Annotated in this window: 19 protein-coding genes; 11 read left to right on the top strand and 8 right to left on the bottom strand. The window is 63.1% G+C overall.

From position 1 onward, the window contains the following. Positions 1-88: 88 nt before the first annotated feature. From HU725_RS05325 to dinG, 3 genes are all read right to left on the bottom strand, one after another. Positions 89-1,234, bottom strand: coding sequence for a serine hydrolase domain-containing protein (locus HU725_RS05325; protein ID WP_186477638.1), 1,146 nt, complete (start codon positions 1,232-1,234; stop codon positions 89-91). A 144-nt stretch (positions 1,235-1,378) separates the two neighbouring features. After that, complete coding sequence (locus HU725_RS05320; protein ID WP_186477607.1) at positions 1,379-3,616, bottom strand: beta-galactosidase; 2,238 nt, start codon at positions 3,614-3,616, stop codon at positions 1,379-1,381. An 81-nt stretch (positions 3,617-3,697) separates the two neighbouring features. After that, positions 3,698-5,842 (bottom strand): ATP-dependent DNA helicase DinG, encoded by a 2,145-nt coding sequence (gene dinG / locus HU725_RS05315; protein WP_060477816.1) that lies wholly within the window; start codon positions 5,840-5,842, stop codon positions 3,698-3,700. Between the two features lie 98 nt (positions 5,843-5,940). On the opposite strand from dinG, the gene HU725_RS05310 reads away from it, so the two are divergent. Further along, the gene (locus HU725_RS05310; protein ID WP_060477817.1) at positions 5,941-6,405 is read left to right on the top strand and encodes a CopD family protein; all 465 of its coding nucleotides are present in this window, start codon (positions 5,941-5,943) and stop codon (positions 6,403-6,405) included. Positions 6,406-6,441: 36 nt separating this feature from the next. Here HU725_RS05310 and HU725_RS05305 read toward each other — a convergent pair whose 3' ends face one another. The 3 genes from HU725_RS05305 to HU725_RS05295 all read right to left on the bottom strand — a co-directional run bounded on the left by HU725_RS05305 (position 6,442) and on the right by HU725_RS05295 (position 8,449). Further along, positions 6,442-7,200: a hypothetical protein gene (locus tag HU725_RS05305; protein WP_060477818.1), complete on the bottom strand. Its 759-nt coding sequence runs from the start codon at positions 7,198-7,200 to the stop codon at positions 6,442-6,444. Beyond that, positions 7,193-7,468, bottom strand: coding sequence for a DUF1145 domain-containing protein (locus HU725_RS05300; protein WP_060477819.1), 276 nt, complete (start codon positions 7,466-7,468; stop codon positions 7,193-7,195). The genes HU725_RS05305 and HU725_RS05300 overlap by 8 nt, the downstream gene beginning before the upstream one ends. Before the next feature lie 285 nt (positions 7,469-7,753). Continuing rightward, positions 7,754-8,449 (bottom strand): PA1041 family peptidoglycan-binding anchor lipoprotein, encoded by a 696-nt coding sequence (locus tag HU725_RS05295; RefSeq protein WP_186477606.1) that lies wholly within the window; start codon positions 8,447-8,449, stop codon positions 7,754-7,756. Between the two features lie 158 nt (positions 8,450-8,607). Between HU725_RS05295 and HU725_RS05290 the strand changes: the two genes are divergently transcribed. The 10 genes from HU725_RS05290 to pdeM all read left to right on the top strand — a co-directional run bounded on the left by HU725_RS05290 (position 8,608) and on the right by pdeM (position 20,104). Continuing rightward, the gene (locus tag HU725_RS05290; RefSeq protein ID WP_060477821.1) at positions 8,608-9,102 is read left to right on the top strand and encodes a DUF6231 family protein; all 495 of its coding nucleotides are present in this window, start codon (positions 8,608-8,610) and stop codon (positions 9,100-9,102) included. A 2-nt stretch (positions 9,103-9,104) separates the two neighbouring features. Next, a complete protein-coding gene (locus HU725_RS05285; RefSeq protein WP_060477822.1) occupies positions 9,105-9,581 on the top strand; it encodes a YchJ family protein in 477 nt (158 codons plus the stop codon). A gap of 2 nt (positions 9,582-9,583) precedes the next feature. Beyond that, entirely contained in the window at positions 9,584-10,060 is a 477-nt protein-coding gene (locus tag HU725_RS05280) for an LEA/WHy family protein (RefSeq protein ID WP_060477823.1), read from the top strand. Between the two features lie 6 nt (positions 10,061-10,066). Then, positions 10,067-10,267, top strand: a complete 201-nt coding sequence (locus HU725_RS05275) for an SEC-C metal-binding domain-containing protein (protein WP_060477824.1) — start codon at positions 10,067-10,069, stop codon at positions 10,265-10,267. A 145-nt stretch (positions 10,268-10,412) separates the two neighbouring features. Beyond that, positions 10,413-12,854: a penicillin acylase family protein gene (locus HU725_RS05270; RefSeq protein ID WP_186477605.1), complete on the top strand. Its 2,442-nt coding sequence runs from the start codon at positions 10,413-10,415 to the stop codon at positions 12,852-12,854. A gap of 197 nt (positions 12,855-13,051) precedes the next feature. Further along, positions 13,052-14,068 (top strand): ligase-associated DNA damage response exonuclease, encoded by a 1,017-nt coding sequence (locus HU725_RS05265; protein WP_186477604.1) that lies wholly within the window; start codon positions 13,052-13,054, stop codon positions 14,066-14,068. Continuing rightward, the gene (locus tag HU725_RS05260; RefSeq protein WP_186477603.1) at positions 14,065-15,723 is read left to right on the top strand and encodes an ATP-dependent DNA ligase; all 1,659 of its coding nucleotides are present in this window, start codon (positions 14,065-14,067) and stop codon (positions 15,721-15,723) included. The genes HU725_RS05265 and HU725_RS05260 overlap by 4 nt, the downstream gene beginning before the upstream one ends. Before the next feature lie 96 nt (positions 15,724-15,819). After that, positions 15,820-16,935, top strand: coding sequence for a succinylglutamate desuccinylase/aspartoacylase family protein (locus HU725_RS05255; RefSeq protein ID WP_186477602.1), 1,116 nt, complete (start codon positions 15,820-15,822; stop codon positions 16,933-16,935). A gap of 65 nt (positions 16,936-17,000) precedes the next feature. Further along, positions 17,001-19,448 (top strand): ligase-associated DNA damage response DEXH box helicase, encoded by a 2,448-nt coding sequence (locus HU725_RS05250; protein WP_186477601.1) that lies wholly within the window; start codon positions 17,001-17,003, stop codon positions 19,446-19,448. Beyond that, positions 19,445-20,104: a ligase-associated DNA damage response endonuclease PdeM gene (gene pdeM / locus HU725_RS05245; protein ID WP_186477600.1), complete on the top strand. Its 660-nt coding sequence runs from the start codon at positions 19,445-19,447 to the stop codon at positions 20,102-20,104. The genes HU725_RS05250 and pdeM overlap by 4 nt, the downstream gene beginning before the upstream one ends. Positions 20,105-20,107: 3 nt before the next feature. On the opposite strand, the gene HU725_RS05240 is transcribed toward pdeM, so the two are convergent. Continuing rightward, positions 20,108-20,332, bottom strand: a complete 225-nt coding sequence (locus HU725_RS05240; RefSeq protein WP_186477599.1) for a hypothetical protein — start codon at positions 20,330-20,332, stop codon at positions 20,108-20,110. Positions 20,333-20,430: 98 nt separating this feature from the next. Further along, positions 20,431-20,997 (bottom strand): dCTP deaminase, encoded by a 567-nt coding sequence (gene dcd, locus HU725_RS05235; protein ID WP_008096785.1) that lies wholly within the window; start codon positions 20,995-20,997, stop codon positions 20,431-20,433. Positions 20,998-21,034 lie beyond the last annotated feature (37 nt).

The raw sequence follows: 21,034 nt of genomic DNA, 5'->3' as shown, positions 1-21,034 counted from the left end.
CATGAAATTGAAAGATATTTTGCCCACGCACAGGGGGCGGTGGCATTGAGGATAGTCAAAGGGATGGCTTAACACCCGCGTTACCCGATCAAAGGCAATTGCCGAGCACTCGCACCAGCTGCTGGGCTCTGGGGTCCATCAGCACATAGGGGCCCAAGGTGTTGACCACGAAGCCAAAGGCCACATCATGCTCCGGGTCGGCGAAGCCCACCGAGCCCCCAGCACCTGGATGACCGAAGGCACGGGCACCGAGGCCGAAGGTGGCACTGGCCACCTCCGGCTGATCGAGCATGCAGCCAAGACCGAAACGGGTCTGGGTCAGCAGGGTGCGGTCCTGGCCCAGGCTATGCTCGCGAGTGAGCTCGTTGAGCAGCTCGGATTCGAGCAGGCTGCCGTCGAGTAGGCCCGTATAAAACCCGGCCAGACTGCGCGCATTGCCATGGCCATTGGCCGCTGGCTGCTGCATGCGCCGCCACTCAGGCTTGTTGGTGCTGGTAAGGATTGCCGGCGGATTGGTGAAGGCGCGGGTCGACAACGCCTCTGGCTCACGCAGGGTGACCTGCAGCAGGCGCTGGGCGGCAGCATCGCCTGCATTGCCCTTGCCCCGGGCGATATGCGCCACGCGATGGAACTCCTCGTCGGCAAGGCCAATGTGGAAGTCCAGGCCTAGCGGCCGGGCGGTGCGCGCGACGATCGACGCCCCTGGGCCACGGCCATCGACACGGCGGATCAATTCCCCGACCAGCCAGCCATAGGTGATGGCGGCATAACCGTGTTCCGTACCGGGTGTCCACCAGGGCGTTTCGCCGGCCAGGGCATCAACCATGGCCTGCCAGTCGTACAGGGCCTGCGCCGGTAGCAGCTCGCGTATCGCCGGCAGGCCGGCACGGTGGCTGAGCAACTGACGGAGGGTGATGTGCTGCTTGCCGGCCTGAGCGAACTCTGGCCAATAGCGCGCGACTGGGGCGTCCAGCTCAAGCTTGCCCTCTGCGACCAACTGCAGCGCGGTGACGGCGGTGAACGTCTTGGTGCAGGAGAACAGGTTGGCGATGGTATCGCTGTGCCAAGCCTGCTGGCCATCCTTGTCGGCGCTGCCGGCCCAGAGGTCGACCACAGTCTGGCCACCGACCTGGATGCACAGCGCCGCTCCGCGCTCTTGAGAATCTTCGAACAATGCGGCGAATGCCTCGCGCACGGCTTCGAACTTCAGCTCATAGTGACCCTGGATCTGCACCCACTGTTCTCCGTACATCTTGCCGACAAGGGCGTGCATTGTTTCAGTAGTTGGCCGTTTTGCCTACTGGGCAAGGCCCAGCGGCCTGCCCCCAGATAACCGTTTCATCGGCGCCAGAGGCATTGCATGCCCCCACTTTGAGATTCACGGGGCTTTTTTCTGCGCCTCTGCGCGCAACTGACCAATGGCCTGAAGGTTGCTCTTGCGCACGGCCTCTACGAAACCTGGATATGCAACATCAGTGATCGCAACCAAGCCCAGATGGCCATTTTCCCCATCGAGCAAGCGCCCGCTGGCTGGCTGATCGAGGTATTGAAACCAATGTGCGCCGACGATCATCGGTTGCGCCAGAGCGGCCTTGAGGAAGTTGCCATAGGCTGGCCCCCGGTCTTCTTCCCTTGCCACTTCAACTGGCCCTGGCCAGAACGGCCCGCGATCGCGGGAGCCAAACTGAAACTCCGACACCAGTACCGGCTTGTCGAGTTCGGCAAGCTTTGCGAAGTCATAGCCATCTTCGGGTTTAAGGGTATAGAAATTGAAACTCAGCACATCGCAGAATTCGGCGCAGGCTTTGACGGCTTCGGGCGTGCTCACGGCATAGCGACCGCCCAGCAGTAAGTGGTTGGGCGCATGCCACTTCAGCGCATCGGAAATGGTCTTGAAATAGGTTTCGGCGAATACCTGCTGGAAGTACTGGTAGTCACGCTCGATCTCCGGGTGCTCAGGATCGGGCAATGGCGCCTCGAAGCCTGGGTCTTCCATCAACTCCCAGGCTTGCAACTCGATGCCCCACGCCTTGGACAGCCCTTGTTGATTACGGTACTTGTCGCGCAACTGCTTGAGAAACGCGCGCTTGGCCGGCACGTCGGTGGTCAGGCGCAACGTACCGTAGGCCAGGCCATACCGGGCCCTGGGGTCGTTGCCTGGCGCAGCCCAGGCCAGTTCGTTATCGGCGAAGTAGCCTATCAGCCAAGGATCGTCTCGGTGATCGCGTGTGGCGATCGCCACAGCACGCTCGGTGGCCATGGCAAAGCGCGGGTCGAACGGATCGGGCATGCGGCCCCACCAGTCCATGCCCGTGCTGATGCTTGCATAGTCGCCAACGATCGACAGCGGCAAGGTGTAAGGCATGCGCTTGACCAGGCCGATGCCCGGGTCGCTCCAGTTGCCCAACGTGTTGAAGCCCCAGGCCTGTAAGCGGTCCAGCGTGTGCGCCTGCCAACGCTCGGCATCCAGTTGCGGTGCAGGACATGGCGCGGCGGCTTGCTCGGTGTCTGCAGGCGGGCAGGGTTTGCCGTAGGTGCGCTGCAGGTTGGCGGCGTAGAAGTCGAACCAGCGGCCCTGCTTGAAGCTGCGCCCGATGGACGAAGCGTTGCCATCGTCATTGTTGCCCTCACCATAAAACGCCGCCATCGTGTCGCCATCGGCTGGCAAACCCTTGAACATGGCTTCGCGACCGGCCACGTAGGTGCGCCCACCATCGGCAGCCACGGCATTGACCCCCAGCGAGAAGAACGGATGCCCCTCGGGCGTCACCAGGTACCAGCGGCCATCGCGTTTTTGCGTGCGGAAGAACCCTTGGGCTTCGAATGCAGGCCCACCGAGCACACCGCCGTAGCTATCGAGTTGCTGTTTCTCGCGCTCGGCCAGCCAAACCTTGAGCTGTTGCTGTTCGCGGGCGTCAGCGGCCTTGAGTTGATCGTCTTGAGTGATTTTTTCGGGCCATTGGCCTCGGGTGGATTGCCCATAGGCGTCTATCAGCTCGCGGTAGGCAGCCTGAAAGGCCACGTCATCATCCTGGAGCCCTACCTTTTCGATCAGCAGGTTCTGCGCCACCTTCGGGTTGGGGATGGTCAGGCTGACAGCGGCCACCTGTTTGAGGTCGAGCTCCCCGACGCTGCTGGTCAACAGTAACCGCTGCCCTTCGTAGACCCACGGCATGGGCGGGCCGGCACGCATGCCCTGGCTCAACGGCGAACTGGCCGTAAGCGGCACCAGCACGGTTTGCGCAGGGCCTGCCGGCAGGTCGATACGGCTGGTCAGTTTGCGCCCATCGCTGCCAACGATGGTCACATCCACGGTCAAGGCCCAGTCTTGGGCGCTTTGCATACGCAGGGTCAGAAACCGCCCTGTCGACCAGTCCCACACACCGCTCTGCGGGCTCAAGCGCAAGGTTGGCCGCTCGACCGGGCTGAACACCACCCGCCTGAGTACCTCGCCCTCGGCCGTCTGCTCGGCATTGTACTGCGGCATGCCGGCCCCCTCGGTCGCCACGTTGACCACCGAGGCCGGGCGCACGAAGCTGAACAAAGTTTGTTGCCCGGCCCACGCGGACGTGCTGAACAACAGGGTGAGTACCACGGGCAAGCTTCGGCGGATCATAGGGCTGGGGGTCTCCTTCCAGGCCCTCTTGAGCCCGCGACTGAGTAATGGACAACAGGCCGGTGCATCGTGCTCCGGCCCTTAGGATATCTCCCGCCGGAAGGGCGGTAGCGCATTGAGGATAGCCTTGCCGTAACGCTGCGTGACCAGGCGTCGATCCAGCAGGGTGATGACCCCTCGGTCCTGCTCGGTACGCAGTAGGCGACCGCAAGCCTGGATCAGGCGCAGCGAAGCATCGGGCACGGCGATTTCCATGAACGGGTTGCCACCGCGGGCTTCGATCCATTCGGCCAGCGCTGCCTCGACCGGGTCGTCAGGCACGGCGAAGGGTATCTTGGCGATCACCACATGCTCACAGTAGGCGCCTGGCAGGTCGACACCTTCGGCGAAACTGGCCAGGCCGAACAGCACACTGTGCTGGCCGTCGTCGACCCGAGCCTTGTGTTTGTTCAGGGTTTCCTGCTTGGACAAGTTACCTTGGATCAGCACCAGCTTGCGCCATTCGCGGTCAACACCGTCGAACACTTCCTGCATCTGTTTGCGCGAAGAGAACAGCACCAGTGCGCCACGGGCGTCCTCCACGATGCCGGGCAACTCGCGGATGATCGCCGCGGTGTGCGCGGCAGCGTCACGCGGGTCGGCCTTGAGGTCGGGCACCCGCAGCAAGCCGGCATCGCCGTGCACGAACGGGCTTGGTACCACGCAGGTAACCGCATCTCGGGGCAAGCCTGAACGCATGCGGAAGCGATCGAACTTGCCCAGCGCGGTCAGCGTGGCCGACGTCACCAGTGCGCCATGGGCAACGCTCCACAGGCTACGGCGCAGCATCTCGGCAGCCAGAATCGGGCTGGCATTGACCTCGATGTCGAACAAGGCTCCGCTTTCGGCCAGGGTCAACCACCGGGCCATGGGCGGGCTGTCCTCCGGGTCTTCAGCGGTGAAGGCGGTCCATAGCTCCCAGTTGCCCTGGGCACGGGTGACCAGGCTGCCGAACAGCGGGTACCACTCCTCGGCCTGGTGGCTGGCGATGCCGATGTTGACTTCGCCGTCCATGCCCTCCTTGAGCAGGTCGGCCAGGCGCGTGAACAGGTCATTGAGGCGGGCGAAGCCCTTTTTCAATTCGATGCCCACTTCGCGGATCTGCTCGGGCACCACACCACCTTCGAAGCGGTAGCGCGGGCGCTCGCGGCCTTCGGTGTCCTCGCTGGGACGGAAATCGGCAACCTGCTCGCACAAGGTGAACATGAACTGCTGCTGGGTACGCACCTCCCGCGCCAACTCCGGGACCTGCTCGATGTACTTGCCCAAATCGCCTGGCAGCGGATGCTGGGCCAACAGCTTGGTAAGGTTCTTGGCGGTCTGCTCCAGCCAGTCGGCAGTGGAGCGCAGTCGCGAATAATGGGCGAAATGGCCGATGGCCTTGTCTGGCAGGTGGTGGCCTTCGTCGAATACGTAGAGCGTGTCGCGAGGGTCAGGCAGCACCGCGCCGCCGCCCAGCGCCAGGTCCGCCAGTACCATGTCGTGGTTGGTGACGATCACATCGACCTTGCCCATACCTTCGCGGGCCTTGTAGAACACGCACTGCTGGAAGTTCGGGCAGTGACGGCCAGTGCACTGGCTATGGTCGGTGGTCAGGCGCGCCCAGTCCTGGTCTTCGATGGCCTCCGACCAGCTGTCGCGGTCACCGTCCCAACGGTTGCCAGCGAGCTTCTCGATCATGCTGTTGAACAGCTTCTGGCTGCGCTCGTCGACTTCGATATGGAAGCCTTCTTCTTCGAACAACTGCGCAGTGGCCGATTGCGCATGGCCTTCTTGCAGCAATATGTCGAGTTTGGACAGGCATAGGTAGCGGCCCCGGCCCTTGGCCAGGGCGAAGCTGAAGTTCAGGCCGCTGTTGCGCATCAGGTCTGGCAGGTCCTTGATGACGATCTGCTCCTGCAGCGCCACGGTTGCGGTCGCGATCACCAGGCGTTTGCCGGCGGCCTTGGCAGCCGGGATCGCGGCCAGCGCATAGGCGACAGTCTTGCCGGTACCGGTGCCCGCCTCCACCGCGACCACGGCAGGCTCGCCCGCGCGGCGGCCTTCATCGTCGCAGGCGATGTCGCCGAGCACTTTGGCCACTTCGGCGATCATCAGGCGCTGGCCATAACGCGGCTTGAGGCTCTTGGCTTCGAGAAAACGCGTATAGGCGCCCTGGATGGTGGCTTTGAGTTCGTTGCTGATCATGGTCTGCAGGCGCCCGAAGGGCTGGATATATTTTCAGTGTTTTGCATGGGCCGGCTATCATACCCCGCTCTTGCCCTTTATGCCGCATGGAGATCCAGATGGTTGCCTTTGCCTTGCCCTATGCACTGCATGTACTTGCCGCCCTGGTTTGGGTCGGCGGCATGTTCTTCGCCTGGCTCGTTCTGCGCCCAGCAACGGTCGCAGCCCTTGAGGGGCCTGCCCGGTTGAAGCTGTGGGTGGAAGTTTTCCGACGCTTCTTCGTCTGGGTCTGGCTAGCAATAGCGATTCTGGCGATAAGTGGCATCGGCATGTTGCACATGCGCTTCAGCGGCCTGGAAACCGCGCCCAAGTACGTGCAGGTGATGATCGGTGGCGCGATAGCGATGTTTGCGCTGTTCATGCGCATTCAGGCATTGCTGCTGCCCGAGCTCAAGGCGGCAGTGCACGCCGAGAACTGGCCGGCGGGCGCTGCGGTGCTCGGGCGTATCCGCCGGTTGGTGGGCCTGAATCTGCTGCTCGGCCTGGCGGTGGTCGCGGTCGCCAGCTCGCGGCTGATGACCTAAAGGCTGGCGCGCCCTGAACCGGGCGCACGCAGGCGTTCACAAGCGCTGCAGGATCAACTCACCCTGCGCGCCGGCCAGCCCGGGCTGCCCCTCCTGGCCCGGTCGACCATTGGCCCCCGCATCGGTGCGATACACCAGGCAGCCCTTGCTCGCCCCGCCTTTACCCGGTTTACCTGCGGCACCTGGCTTACCCGGTGCCCCGCCGTCCAATCGAACCAGAACGCGATCCTGGGGAAAATCCTGCGGTAGGCTCAGCCGAACATGCCCGCCGGGGGCACCGTCATGCCCATTGCCACCGTCATCGCCGTTGGCCCCTCTGCTCGCCTGGCCCCACGCGCAACCACCGGCCTGGCCATTGGCACCATCCAGGCCCACGTAACCCGGTGCGCCTGCGCCGCCCCGGGCATCGATGGCCAGGCGCTCGGCATCGACCTCGGTCAGTTTCAACTCAAGGCTTCGCCCAGAGCGAGCGGCCCGTTCATAGGTGCCAGGCGCACCCGGCGCACTGAATTCGCTGCCCTCACCCAGCACAGCGCTAGCGACGTCGATAAGCAGAGGTGCTTCGGCCGGGGCGATGGCAATACGCGCATCGCGCCCCAACTGCAGGTGGTCGACTCGCAGCTCGGTCAACGAGGCCGGTAACAATAAGGTGGCAGAATCTGCCACACGTAACTGCTCAAGGTGCACCGCGGCCGACTTGCTGGGCAGGCGCAATATGGAGTGGGAGGCAACCTCCAGGCTCTGGGCCTGGACCATGGGCGCGGCCAATGCCGCCAGCACTATCAATTTACGCATGGCGAGGCGCCTCCTGCGGACGGGGAATGGACATGACATGAAAGATACCGGTCAGCAGAATCTGCAGCCGATCGAACCAGCGGTGGCTTCGGCCTCGCAAGCTGGCATTGAAAAACAGCACCTCAAGCACGTGCAGGCTCAGCACGACAATGCCCAGCGCATTGATCAGCAGGTTCAACGGCACCGGTTGCGGCGTCATCAGATTGAATAGCACGACGCCCCAAAATGCTACGGTCAGGATCTTGCCCAGGCCCAGAATGAACTTCATACCCCGCCCCTTCGTGTCTGTTTATTGTCAGGCTCAAGCGGCCCTGGCAAGCGAGCCGCGCAACCAACACTAACTGCAATGACGCAGCACGCGCCAGCTTGTCCGTTGAACAGCGCATCACGTCGTTGTGAATGGCGCAGCCTTGGCGCAAGCCGGCACCCTCGGCAATGGCGACACTGCCTGCGATATTGCATTGGGGTGAGTGCTGCTGAGCCATCGGCCGAGGCTCAATAACAGGATTGAAAACGCGCCCGTGCCCCTTTTCGAGGCACGGGCACAGGGCGGTCAACGCTGGATTTTGATCTCGGTACGCCGGTTCATGGCGCGGCCCTCGGCGGTGGCATTGTCTGCCACTGGCTGGGTCTCGCCAGCACCCACCACCGATACGAAGCTTGAGCGCGGTACGCCGCTGTCGATCAGGTAGTCGGTTACCGCATGGGCACGATGCTCGGAGAGTTTCTGGTTGTAGGCGTCCGAGCCCACGCTGTCGGTGTGGCCGGTCACACTGAGGCGCGCACTCGGCGCTTCTTGCTTGAGGCGAGTGGCAACAGTATTCAGACGGTCTTTGTCAGCGGCCGTCAGGCGTGACGAGTTGAACTCGAAGTGCACATCACGTATGACGATCACTTCCTCCTTCACAACAACTACCTCCTCGACCACCGGTGCAGGCGCTGGTGGAGGGCAACCGTTGGCATCGACCTTCACGCCGCGGGGCGTGCCTGGGCACTTGTCGCGGCTGTCCGGCACGCCATCGCCATCCTCGTCACCGTCGCCATGAGCCCAGCAATAACCCGCGGCCAGACCACCACCAAGCAGCGCGCCCCAACCCGCCCAACTGGAGCTTTCGATGGCGCCCAGGCCGGCTCCGGTGATACCCCCGACGGCAGCACACTTCGGCCAGTCGGTTTTTTGCAAACCTGCGCAACCAGTCAACACACTGGTGAGCAACACCAAGGGTAATGCTGTGCGTACTATGCTCATTTCGTAGCTTCTCCTAGGGGAATCGACTCAAGGCCGATCTTTCGGAGTAAAGACGGCACTATCCATCCCTGCCAGCAATAAGCCACTGCGCAGCCACTTTCCTCTATGCCGACGGGCAATGGCCCGCTAGTCTTGGGTGTCTAGAACGAGGATTGGCAATGACCGACGGTTTTTCCCAGCGCACTCCACAACAAGCTTTGGCCGCCCTGCTAGAACGCTTTACGCCACAGCGCCTGCTGCTGGTGGGCACCCGCTTCCCGGCCCTGGACGCCTTTGCCGATGCTCACCCGCAGGTCACGATCGAAACCTGCCCGCCAGGGCCCTTGCCGGCAACGGTGGCGGCTCAGCGCTTTGACCTGGCCGTACTGGTGGACTGCCTGGAGCACCTGCCCAAACGCACGGGGCTGCAATTGTTGGGCGGCATTCGCAACCTCAATGCCAGCCGCGTGGCGGTACTGGCCGACCTACCCGCCTGTGGCTGGCGGGATACCGATTTCTTCTCCCTGGCACTGTCGGCCAGCGAGAAATTCCGCCGTGACCAGCAGGTCTTGAGCTTGTTCACCTATGATCTACATGACTACAAGCAGGTCCCGGACTGGCTCAACGCCAAGTTCTGGGCCAACCCTGAAAATTTCGGCAAGTATTGGTGGTGATGATGAGTGTCTCGGTTTGCCCGTGTGGCAGCGGCAATCTGCTCGAGGCCTGCTGTGGGCATTACCACGCCGGCACCCCGGCTCCCGACGCCCAGGCGTTGATGCGCTCGCGTTACAGCGCCTATGTATTGGGGCTGGTCGACTACCTGGTGGCTACCACCCTGCCTGCCCAACAAGACGAACTGGACCGTGATGCGATTGCAGCCTGGAGCGCCCAGAGCACCTGGTTGGGGCTACAGGTGCAGAGCGCTGAAGTGCTTGGCGGTAAGCCCGAGCACGCCTTCGTGACCTTCATCGCGCGCTGGCATGACCTGCAAGGCGACCATCAACACCGAGAACGCTCCGCTTTCGTGCAGCACGAGGGGCGCTGGTACTTCATCGACCCCACCGTCGCACTCAAGGCCGGTCGCAACGACCCCTGCCCCTGCGCCAGCGGGCAGAAGTTCAAGAAATGCTGCGCCAGTTACGTCGGTAATTGAGCATGATTGCCGCCAGCCGCCTGCTCTTGTTAAGTGTCCTTCTGGTGCTGCTGGGAGGCTGTGCGAGCTGGGGCGATGACGACTGGCGCGAACCTCAGTTACACCTGGACAAGGTCGAAACGGTCAAGGCACGGTTGCTGCAACAGGAGTTCGTCCTGCACCTTCGCGTCGACAACCCCAATGACAGCCGCCTGTTCATCCGCAACCTCAGTTACTCGGTATGGCTGAACGACCTTTTGCTGGTGCAGGATGATGTCAGCCTCTGGCGCAGTGTTGGCGGGCACGCACGGCGCACGTTCAAGATCACCGCGCGGACCAATCTATGGCAGCACCTGAAGCCGTTGGTCAAATTACTCAAAAGCAACCAGGCGCTGCATTATCGCCTGCAAGGCGAGCTCGAAACCGGGCTGATCATCCATCAGGACCTGCACTTGCGCCGCAGTGGTGAGATAATGCCCGGCGATCTCAAACCGGAGTAACCAGCAATGACCCAGCAACCCCATGTTCATGGCCCAGACTGCAACCACGGTCACGATCATCATGATCACGACCACGGCCATGTGCACGGCCCGCACTGCAACCACGGCCACCAGGAGCCGGTGCGCAACGCCCTGAAAGACGTTGGTCGCAACGATCCATGCCCATGCGGCAGCGAGAAGAAGTTCAAGAAGTGCCACGGCGCCTGACACCTTGAATGCCGGTCGCTGCAGTTGCCCGAATGCGCTGCAGCGACCGCTGGTAAATAAAGCTTGCGCACACCTTGCACGGCGCCTGCGCGCTCACTACCTTAGCGCCTTTCCAACCTCGCCACGCCTTGCAGGAGCCCTTGTCATGGCCGCCCTCGTCCGCCCTCCCTTCCGCCTGCGGTTCACCGCCGCCGCCACCTTGCTAGGCATGCTCGGCCTGGCCGGCTGTCAGATGGGGGGCTATCAGGACAGCGTGCCGCCAACCACGGGGGTACAGCCGCTCAAGGGCCTGGCCCAGAACGTATCGGTACGGCGCAACGCCATGGGTGCAGCGCTGATCGAAAGCAGCAGCTTCCATGATGCCCTGTTCACCCTTGGCTATGTGCATGCCGGTGATCGCATCGAGCAGATGCTCGCCATGCGCCTGCTGGCCCAAGGCCGCCTGGCAGAGTTGGCCGGCAGCGAGGCGCTGGATATCGACCGCCTGATGCGCGCCGCCAACCTCAAGCAGCGTGCTGCCCAGCAATACGCCGATGCCTCGCCGCGCTTGAAGCGCTTTTTCGAGGTGTATGCACGAGGCGTCAATGCCTACCTGTTCCGATACCGCGACAAACTACCGGCAAACCTGGCCAGCACCGGGTATCGGGCGGAGTACTGGAAGCCTGAGGATTCGGCATTGATTTTCAGCCTCTACGCCTTCAGCCAGTCGGTGAATTTGCACGAAGAGCTCAGCGCCCTGACCCTGGCGCAAAAGGTGGGCAGCGCCAAATTGCCTTGGCTGCTGCCCGGCGCACCGGACGAACCTCTGCCTGACGCCGAGGTGGAGAAACTCAAAGGCGTGAACCTGGGCAGCCAATTACCAGGCTTGCCCGCATTGGCGGCAGCCAGCCAGAAACTCGCCGACCTCGACCTGCTCGGCAGCCCTGGGTCAGCCAACCTGGCGCTCGGCCCGCAGCGCAGCCGCAGTGGCAAGAGCCTGTTGGCCAGTGACAGCCGCGCCACCTGGGCCTTGAGCCCGGTGCAGATCCACACGGGCAAGTATCAGGTCGCGGGCCTTTCTCTGCCGGGCTTTCCCATCGTGTTGGCCGGTTACAACGGCAAACTGGCCTGGAGCAGCAGCGCAGTAATGGCTGATAACCAAGACCTGTACCTGGAGCAACTGCGGCACGCCGGCAGCCAGGTGAGCTACCTGGCCGACGGCAAATGGCTAGCGGCGCGGGCGCGCAGCGAGACGTTCTTCGTACGCGGCCAGCGCCCACAGCGCGAAGTGATGTACGACACTCGCCACGGCACACTGCTGCCCCAGGCCGGCAACCCGAGCCTAGGCCTGGCCCTGAGCCTGCCACAGCTCAAGGGCGACCGCAGCCTCGACGCACTGTTCGACCTGACCCGGGCACAGAATGTGGAGCGTGCCTTCGACAGTACCCGTGAGGTGGCCAGCGCTGCCCTGAACTTCGTCTTCGCCGAACCTGAGCACATCGGCTGGCAGGTTAGCGGCCGCTACCCCAACCGCCGTGAGGGCCAGGGCCTGCTGCCGTCGCCAGGCTGGGATGGGCGCTATGACTGGGACGGCTATGCCGACCCGATGCTGCACCCCTATGACCAGGACCCTCCGGCCGGCTGGATCGCCCACGCCAACCAGCGCAGCCTGCCCCGTGGCTATGGCATGCAGCTGTCCAGCACCTGGTACTACCCTGAGCGTGCAGAGCGCCTGGCCCAGCTGGCCGGCAACGGCCGACACGACGCGCGCAGCCTGATGGCCATGCAGAATGATCAGGTGACGCTGATGGCCGCCAAGCTCAAGCAGATGTTCGAGGCTCCCGGCATGGCCCAGCCGCTCAAGCAGGCCATCGATGCCCTGCCGCCGGCTCAGCGCGACAAAGCGCGAAACGCGCTTGCTCGTCTGAAGGCATTCGATGGCCGCCTGAGCCCGGTTTCGGCGGATGCAGCGCTTTACGAGCTGTTCCTTCAGGAAGTCACTCGGCAGACCTTCCTCGACGACCTCGGCCCGGAGTCGGGCCCTGCCTGGCAAGCATTCGTCAGTAATGCCCGGTTGTCTTACTCGGCTCAGGCCGACCACCTGCTGGGGCGCGACGACAGCCCATTCTGGGATGATCGCACCACAGCGCAAAAAGAGGACAAACCGGCCATCCTCGCCCGCAGCCTGGCAGCTGCGGTAGATGTTGGCTCCGCGCAACTGGGCAGCGACCTAAGCGCCTGGCAATGGGGCAAGCTGCACCAGTATCGCTGGCCGGCGCCCGCTTATCACGGCCTGGGTGACGCGCTTAGCCACTCACCACTGGCCGCCGGTGGCGACTTCACCACGTTGAGCCTGACCCCATACGCCTGGGGTAGCGATTTCGACACGCGCCTGCCGGCTTCGGCAAGGATGATCGTCGATTTCAGCCAGGCCGAACCCCTACAGGTGCTGACCAGCAGCGGACAGTCCGGCAACCCGGCCAGCGCGCACTACGCCGACGGCCTGGATGCCTGGTTCAAGGGGCGCTTCATGAGCCTGCCGCTGCAGCCGCAGCATTTCGCACGGGCTTATGGCAGCCAGCGCTTGACCTTGGTGCCGGGGCGTTGAGGGTTGCAGCACAATGACGCAAAGCGAGGCGTGTCAGTGGGCACGCCTCAGCATCTTCAGCGCCTGAGGGATCGAGCAGCCGGCTGCACTCCAGCCGCCGCCTTAGCCAAGCCAGGCAGCTGTGAGCCAATTCCATACGAACTTCCCCCCGTGGCCAAAGCTCCTAACTGGTAACCCACAACCAGCACAGGCATGCCATGGACCTCGTCATCGCCCGCCCCGAAGGCCTGTACTGCCCGCCCGGCGACTTTTACATAGACCCCTGGCGCCCGGTCGAGCGCGCAGTGATCACCCACGGGCACGGCGACCATGCCCGCACGGGCAATAGCCATTACCTGACCGCTGCACCCGGTGAGGGCATCCTGCGCAGCCGCTTGGGCCAGGGCATCGACTTGCAGACCCTGGCCTACGGTGAGCGCATCCAGCACCATGGCGTCACCCTCAGCCTGCACCCAGCCGGCCATGTGTTGGGGTCGGCGCAGGTGCGCTTGGAATACCAAGGCGAAGTGTGGGTCGCGTCGGGCGATTACAAAGTCGAACCGGATGGCACCTGTAGCGCCTTCGAGCCGGTGCGCTGCCATACCTTCATCACCGAATCCACGTTCGGCCTGCCGATCTATCGCTGGCCCAGCCAGGCGGAAATCTTCGCCGGCATCAATGCTTGGTGGCGCAGCAATTGTGAGCAAGGCAAGGCCAGCGTTTTATTCTGCTATGCCTTCGGCAAGGCGCAGCGGATTCTGCATGGCCTGGACCCGGACATCGGCCCGATTCTGGTGCATGGCGCTGTCGAGCCACTGAACCGGGTCTACCGCGAAGCTGGGGTGTACCTGCCGCCTACTCGGTATGCCGGCGATATTCCCCGCAAAGACCCACTGATGCAAAGAGCGCTGGTGCTGGCGCCACCTTCGGCCGCTGGCAGCACGTGGATGCGCCGTTTCGGCGATTACAGCGACGCCTTCGCCAGCGGCTGGATGCTGCTGCGCGGAACACGGCGGCGCCGCGGTGTGGACCGCGGCTTCGTGTTGTCCGACCATGCCGACTGGCCAGGGCTGCTCTGGGCCATCGGCCAGACTGGCGCCGAGCGGGTCATGGTGACCCACGGCTCAGTGAACGTGCTGGTGCGCTACCTCAATGAGCAAGGCCTGGATGCTCGGGCTTTCGTCACCGAGTATGGCGAAGAGGATGACACCCCGGCCACGGAGCCCGAGGCATGAAAGCATTCGCCGAACTCTACCTGCGCCTGGATGCCACTACGTCCAGCAATGCCAAGCTCGAGGCGTTGCGCGACTACTTCGCATCGGCGCCTGCCGAAGATGCTGCATGGGCTGTGTATTTTCTTGCTGGGGGCCGCCCTCGGCAATTGGTGCCCACACGAACACTACGTGAACTGGCAACGGCGATGGCCGGTTTGCCTGAGTGGTTGTTCGAAGAGAGCTATCAAGCCGTAGGCGATTTGGCCGAAGCCATTTCGCTGCTGCTGCCTGACGCTAGCCAGGGCAGCGACGAGGGCCTGGCCTACTGGGTCGAAACTCATCTGCTGCCCTTGCGTGGGCTGCCCGCAGAGGTTATCCAGCAGCGACTGCCGCCTTTGTGGGCACAATTGGACCGCCCTAGCCTGATGCTATGCCTGAAGCTGATCACGGGCAGTTTTCGCGTAGGCGTTTCCAAATTGCTGGTCACTCGCGCCCTGGCCCAACTCGCAGGCCTGGACGCCAAGCGCGTCGCTCAACGAATGGTAGGCTACACCGACATCAGCCATCGGCCGACGGCCACCAGTTACCACAAGCTGGTCGCTGAAGAATCCGCCGATGAACACAGCCAGCGCGGCGGCCAGCCTTATCCGTTCTTTCTCGCTCACCCGCTGCAAGCCCCGGCTGAGGAGTTTCAGGCTCAGCTCGGCCCGCCCTCTGAATGGCAGATCGAATGGAAGTGGGATGGCATACGTGCCCAGGTGGTCAAGCGTGAGGGCCAGCTGTGGATCTGGTCACGCGGCGAAGAGCTGGTCACCGACCGCTTTCCCGAGCTGCATGCATTGGCTGAAAGCCTACCTGACGGCACAGTACTGGACGGCGAGATTCTGGTCTGGAAGCCCGCTGGCGACCCTGATGTGCCGGCCGTACAACCCTTCGCGGTGCTGCAGCAACGCATCGGCCGCAAAACCTTGGGCAAGAAACTACTGGCCGACGCTCCGGTAGTGCTGCAAGCCTATGACCTGTTGGAATGGCAAGGCGAAGACTGGCGCAGCCGGCCGCAACACGAGCGGCGTCAACAGCTAGAGCGTCTGGTGCAGGAACAGCCACTGGCACCGTTGCTGCTTTCGCCCTTGCTTGAGGGTAACGATTGGAGCGACCTGGCCCAACAACGGGAGCAGTCCCGTGTTCTGGGTGTCGAGGGCCTGATGCTCAAGCAGCGCGATGCCCTGTACGGCGTAGGCCGCACCAAAGACATGGGCCTGTGGTGGAAGTGGAAGATCGACCCGTTCAGCGTCGATGCGGTTCTGATCTACGCCCAGCGCGGCCACGGCCGCCGCGCCAGTTTGTACAGCGACTACACCTTCGCTGTGTGGAATGCGCCACCCGGCACTCCCGACAGGGCCCTGGTGCCATTCGCCAAGGCGTACTCCGGGCTTAGCGACGAGGAAATGCGCAAGGTCGATGCGATCATTCGCAAAACCACGGTGGAGACGTTCGGGCCAGTGCGAAGCGTCAAGCCCACGCTGGTATTCGAGTTGGGCTTCGAGGGCATTGCACTCTCCAAACGCCACAAGAGCGGCATCGCCGTGCGCTTTCCACGGATGCTGCGCTGGCGCCTGGACAAGCCGGTGGACGAAGCCGACGACCTGGCCAGTCTGCAGGCCTTGCTGGTCTGAACAAGGCACACGGTGAGGCGCTATCGCAGAAAGTATGCTTCTATCTTTCTGCCGACCCGTGTCGCAGACCGTTTTCGCCACGCAGCCAGGACCACCATGCATCACTCGACCCACGAACTGCTTTCGCCCGTGCCGGGCATCACCCGCCAACTGCACAGCTTCCACTTCGGCCCAAAAGGGGGGGCGAAGGTGTATATCCAGGCTTCGCTGCACGCCGACGAACTGCCCGGTATGCTCGTAGCCTGGCACCTCAAACGTCGCCTGAGCGAACTTGAACAGCAAGGCCGCCTGCTCGGCGAGATCATCCTGGTACCGGTGGCCAACCCGGTTGGCCTGGCGCAGGTGATGCTGGACGCCCCCTTGGGCCGTTTCGAGCTGCAAAGCGGGGAGAACTTCAACCGCAACTTCGTCGACCTCTCCGACAGCATCGGTGACCAGATCGAAGGCCATCTGACTCAAGACCCAACCCACAACCGGGCACTGATACGCGAGTATCTGCGTCGCGGCCTGGATGCCCAGACGGCGCAGACGCCACTGCAGTCTCAACGCCTGGCCTTGCAACGTCTGGCGTGCGATGCCGACATGGTGCTGGACCTGCACTGTGATTTCGAGGCAGTCGAGCACCTCTACACCACCCCCGAAGCCTGGCCTCAGGTCGAGCCACTGGCGCGCTACCTGGGGGCGCAGGCGAGCCTGCTGGCCACCGACTCAGGCGGGCAGTCGTTTGATGAGTGTTTCAGCCTGGTGTGGTGGCAACTGCAACAGCGCTTTGCCAAGCGCTTCCCGATCCCACTGGGCAGCCTCGCGGTCACTGTGGAGCTGCGCGGCCAGGCGGATGTGACCCATGAGCTGGCCAATCAAGACAGCCAGGCCATACTCGAGTACCTGACCCACACGAAAGTCATCCAGGGCACCCCTGCCCCATTGCCAGCGCTGCCTCACCCAGCCACCCCGCTGGCAGCTGTGGAGCCGGTGATTGCCCCGCTCGGTGGGCTGCTGGTGTACCACGCGCGCCCTGGCCAGTATCTGCAGGCAGGGCAACTGATCGCCGAAGTCATTGACCCGTTGAGCGACCGTGTGAGCGCAATCCGCAACAGCCAGCCGGGCCTGTTGTATGCGCGCAATGTTCGGCGCATGGCCACGGCAGGCATGGTGATTGCCCATGTCGCAGGCGAGCAGGTGTGCCGCAGCGGTTACCTCTTGGCCAATTGATCGATTAAAACCAATACTGGTGGCCGGTGGTCTGTAGAACACGATCTCTCAGGACCTTCGGCACCATGCCCGCTCATTCCGACCTAGCCAATGCCTGGTTCAAAGCCCGCAACTGGAAGCCATTCGCGTTTCAGCGCCAGGTGTGGGCAGCAGTAGGTCGCGGCGAATCCGGGCTGCTGCATGCCAGCACCGGGGCAGGCAAAACCTACGCGCTATGGCTGGCAGCGCTGCGCGCATTCGCCAAGCCAACCAAGGGGCGCCAGCCTGCACCGCTGCAGGTGTTATGGATCACCCCAATGCGCGCACTGGCCGCAGATACTGCGCGCGCCCTGCAAGCACCATTGGATGAGCTTGGCTTGGACTGGACGGTTGGCGTACGCAGTGGCGACACTGGCAGCGCCGAGCGCGCTCGGCAGGCCCGGCGTTTGCCAAGCACCCTGATCACCACACCAGAAAGCCTGACACTGCTGCTGACCCGAGCTCAGGCGGCTGAAGACTTCGCTAACCTGCGCCTGGTGGTGGTGGATGAGTGGCATGAACTGCTCGGCAACAAGCGTGGCGTGCAGTTGCAGCTGGCATTGGCGCGTTTGCGTCGATGGCACCCGGGGCTGGTAACCTGGGGCTTGTCGGCGACTCTAGGCAACCTGTCCCACGCCCTGGAGGTGCTGCTACCGGGTGGCGGCCAATTGGTCAAAGGCCGCCAGGACAAGCAATTGCTGGTCGACACCTTGCTGCCCACAGCGATTGAGCGCTTTCCCTGGGCCGGGCACATGGGGCTGAAAATGCTTGACCAGGTTGCCCATGAACTCGATGCCAGCACCAGCAGCCTGGTATTCACCAACACCCGCGCCCAGGCCGAACTCTGGTACCAGGCATTGCTTGATGCCCGCCCCGACTGGGCCGGGCAGATTGCCTTGCACCATGCATCGCTGGCCCGGGCAACACGTGACTGGGTCGAGCAAAGCCTCAAGCAGGGCACGCTCAAGGCCGTGATCTGCACCTCCAGCCTCGACCTGGGCGTGGACTTCCTCCCGGTGGAACGTGTGCTGCAGATCGGCTCGACCAAAGGCATTGCCCGCCTCATGCAGCGCGCCGGTCGCTCTGGCCATGCCCCAGGGCGGCGTTCGCGCATCACCTTGGTGCCGACCCACAGCCTGGAGTTGGTTGAGGCCGCCGCAGCCCGGGCAGCACTGGCTGAGGGGCATATCGAAGCGCGTCGCTCGCCACGCCTGTGTATGGACGTGCTGGTCCAGCACCTGGTGAGCATGGCGTTGGGCAGTGGTTTTCGCCCGGACCAATTGCTCGCCGAAGTGCGCAGTACCTGGGCGTTCCGCGAGCTGCGCGACAGCCAGTGGCAATGGGCGCTGGACTTCGTCAACCACGGCGGCCACGCCCTGACCGCATACCCGGATTACCAGCGCGTCGAGGCACACCCCGACGGTGTCTGGCGGGTAGCCAGCGAACGCCTGGCGCGCCGCCAGCGCATGGGTATCGGCACCATCGTCAGCGAGGCCAGCCTGCAGCTCAAATACTGGAGCAAGGGCGGCGGCGGCAAACACCTGGGGAGCGTCGAAGAAGCCTTCATCGCCCGCTTGCGGCCCGGTGACAGCCTGGTATTCGGCGGCCGTATCCTGGAGCTGGTGCGAGTGGAAGGCATGACCGCCTATGTACGGCGCAGCACTTCGCGCAAGGCTGCGCTGGCGCGCTGGAATGGGGGGCGCATGCCACTGTCCAGCGAACTGGCTGACGCACTCGTCGAACAGCTCGATGCTGCCTCACAGGAACAGTTCCGAGGGCCAGAGATGCAAGCGGTACGGCCCCTGCTCACGTTGCAGGCGCAGTGGTCAGCCTTGCCAACCTGCAACACCCTATTGGCAGAAACGCTCAGCACCCGCCAGGGCTCGCACCTCTTTCTCTACCCATTCGCCGGGCGCATGGCGAACCTGGGCTTGGCCAACCTGATCGCCTGGCGGGTGAGCCGCGAGCAGCCGTTATCGGTATCCATCGCTGTGAACGACTACGGTTTCGAACTGCTCAGCCCTAGCGATGTAGATTGGGCAGGTTGCTTGCCGGGTGCGCTTGGCGGCGACAACCTGCTGGAGGATGTGATGGCCAGCCTGAATGCTGGGGAAATGGCGCTGCGGCGTTTTCGTGAGATCGCTCAGATCGCCGGGCTGGTGTTCGGTGGGTACCCTGCCGCGCAAAAAAGCACACGGCAGATCCAGGCGTCCAGCGGCCTGTTCTACGAAGTGTTCCGCAAGCATGATGCTGGCAACTTGCTGCTTGGCCAGGCGCGCGATGAGGTGCTGAACGAAGAGTTGGAAATCGAACGGCTGCACCGTCAGTTAACCAAGATGCAGCAGTTGCAACTGGACCTGCGCCAGCTGCAGCGACCTGGCCCGCTGGCTTTCGCTCTGCTGGTCGAGGGCATGCGGGAAACCTTGAGTACCGAAAAGCTGGCAGACCGTATCGCGCGCATGGTGGCAGACTTGGAAAAAGCGGCCAATCGATGACGAGTAATCACCTGATTATCGAACACTGCGGCGAGACGCTTTGGTTGCTGGCGGACAAGGCCATCTATTGGCCGGCTCATCGCGCTCTGCTGGTGGCCGACGTACATATCGGCAAGGCAGCCAGTTACCGAGCGCTGCATCAACCCGTTCCCCGCGGCACCACATCGGCGACCCTGGCGCGCCTGGACGGCTTGCTGCAGCAGTACCCGTGCGAGCAGTTGATCATCCTTGGCGACTTCCTGCATGCGCGCAAAGCCCATGCCCCGGCCACCCTGGCCAGGCTGCATGAGTGGAGAGCCCGGCATGATCTGTTGAAAGTCGTACTGGTACGTGGCAACCATGACCATCACGCAGGGGACCCACCTGCCACATTAGCCATAGAGGTCCAGGACGAGCCTCTGTTGATGGCTCCTTTTGCCTTGCAGCATGAGCCCCAGCCGCATCCAGAGTACCCGGTGCTGGCCGGACACGTGCATCCGGCATACCTGCTGCGTGGGCGCGCACGGCAAAGGCTCAGGCTGCCGTGCTTCCTCATGGACGCACAGGTCAGCCTGCTACCGGCCTTTGGGGAGTTCACCGGTGGATGGTTGGTTGAGCCCGGCCATGGCGCCCGCGTCTACCTCACTGGAGGCGACCAGATCTGGGCGCTGGCCTAGCAGTCACACTACGGGTGAAGGAGGCGGATCATCGGGACGGGTGGGGTTACCCGGCTCATTAGGCGTATCGCCAGGCTGTGTAGGTTGCGGCGTATCAGGATCGGGCTGGTGCGGCACACCACCGGCCTGAATGGGAAGTGGATGCGCGAGTACTGACCAGGCCAGCAACCCAATCTGGTTGGGCTGCATGACAGCCAGCTTGGCACTGATTGCGGGGTCAAGTTTCATAGGCAACTCCTGACTAGGGCCGACACGTTGCATACGTATCGGCACTGTTCAATCTCTTGGAGTGCCAACGTCGAAACTAATTCCCCGCGCTCGTCGGATCAGGTGCGAGGCAGGGTAACGCCGCGTTGTCCTTGGTACTTACCGCCACGGTCCTTGTACGACACTTCGCACTCTTCATCGGATTCGAGGAACAGCATCTGCGCCACACCTTCATTGGCGTAGATCTTCGCCGGCAAAGTAGTGGTGTTGGAAAACTCCAACGTCACGTGGCCCTCCCACTCAGGCTCCAGCGGCGTCACGTTCACGATGATGCCGCAACGGGCATAGGTGCTTTTGCCCAGGCAGATGGTCAGAACGTTGCGCGGAATACGGAAATACTCGACGGTACGGGCCAGGGCGAAGGAGTTGGGCGGGATGATGCACACATCGCTCTTGACGTCGACGAAGCTGCCGGCATCGAAGTTTTTCGGGTCGACGGTGGCCGAGTTGATGTTGGTGAACACTTTGAATTCATCAGCGCAGCGTACGTCGTAGCCGTAGCTGGAGACGCCGAAGGAGATGACCCGGCTGTCCTGCTCGCCGCGCACTTGGCGCTCGACGAATGGCTCGATCATGCCGTGTTCCTGCGCCATGCGGCGAATCCACTTGTCCGATTTGATGCTCATGGCGGGGTGTCCTGAAGAGTTGCGAGGGGAAAATCCA

The organism is Pseudomonas promysalinigenes, assembly GCF_014269025.2.
Taxonomy (GTDB): Bacteria; Pseudomonadota; Gammaproteobacteria; order Pseudomonadales; family Pseudomonadaceae; genus Aquipseudomonas; species Aquipseudomonas promysalinigenes.
The sequence above is the reverse complement of the archived record's forward strand: the minus strand, read 5'-3'. Positions and strand labels throughout refer to the sequence as shown.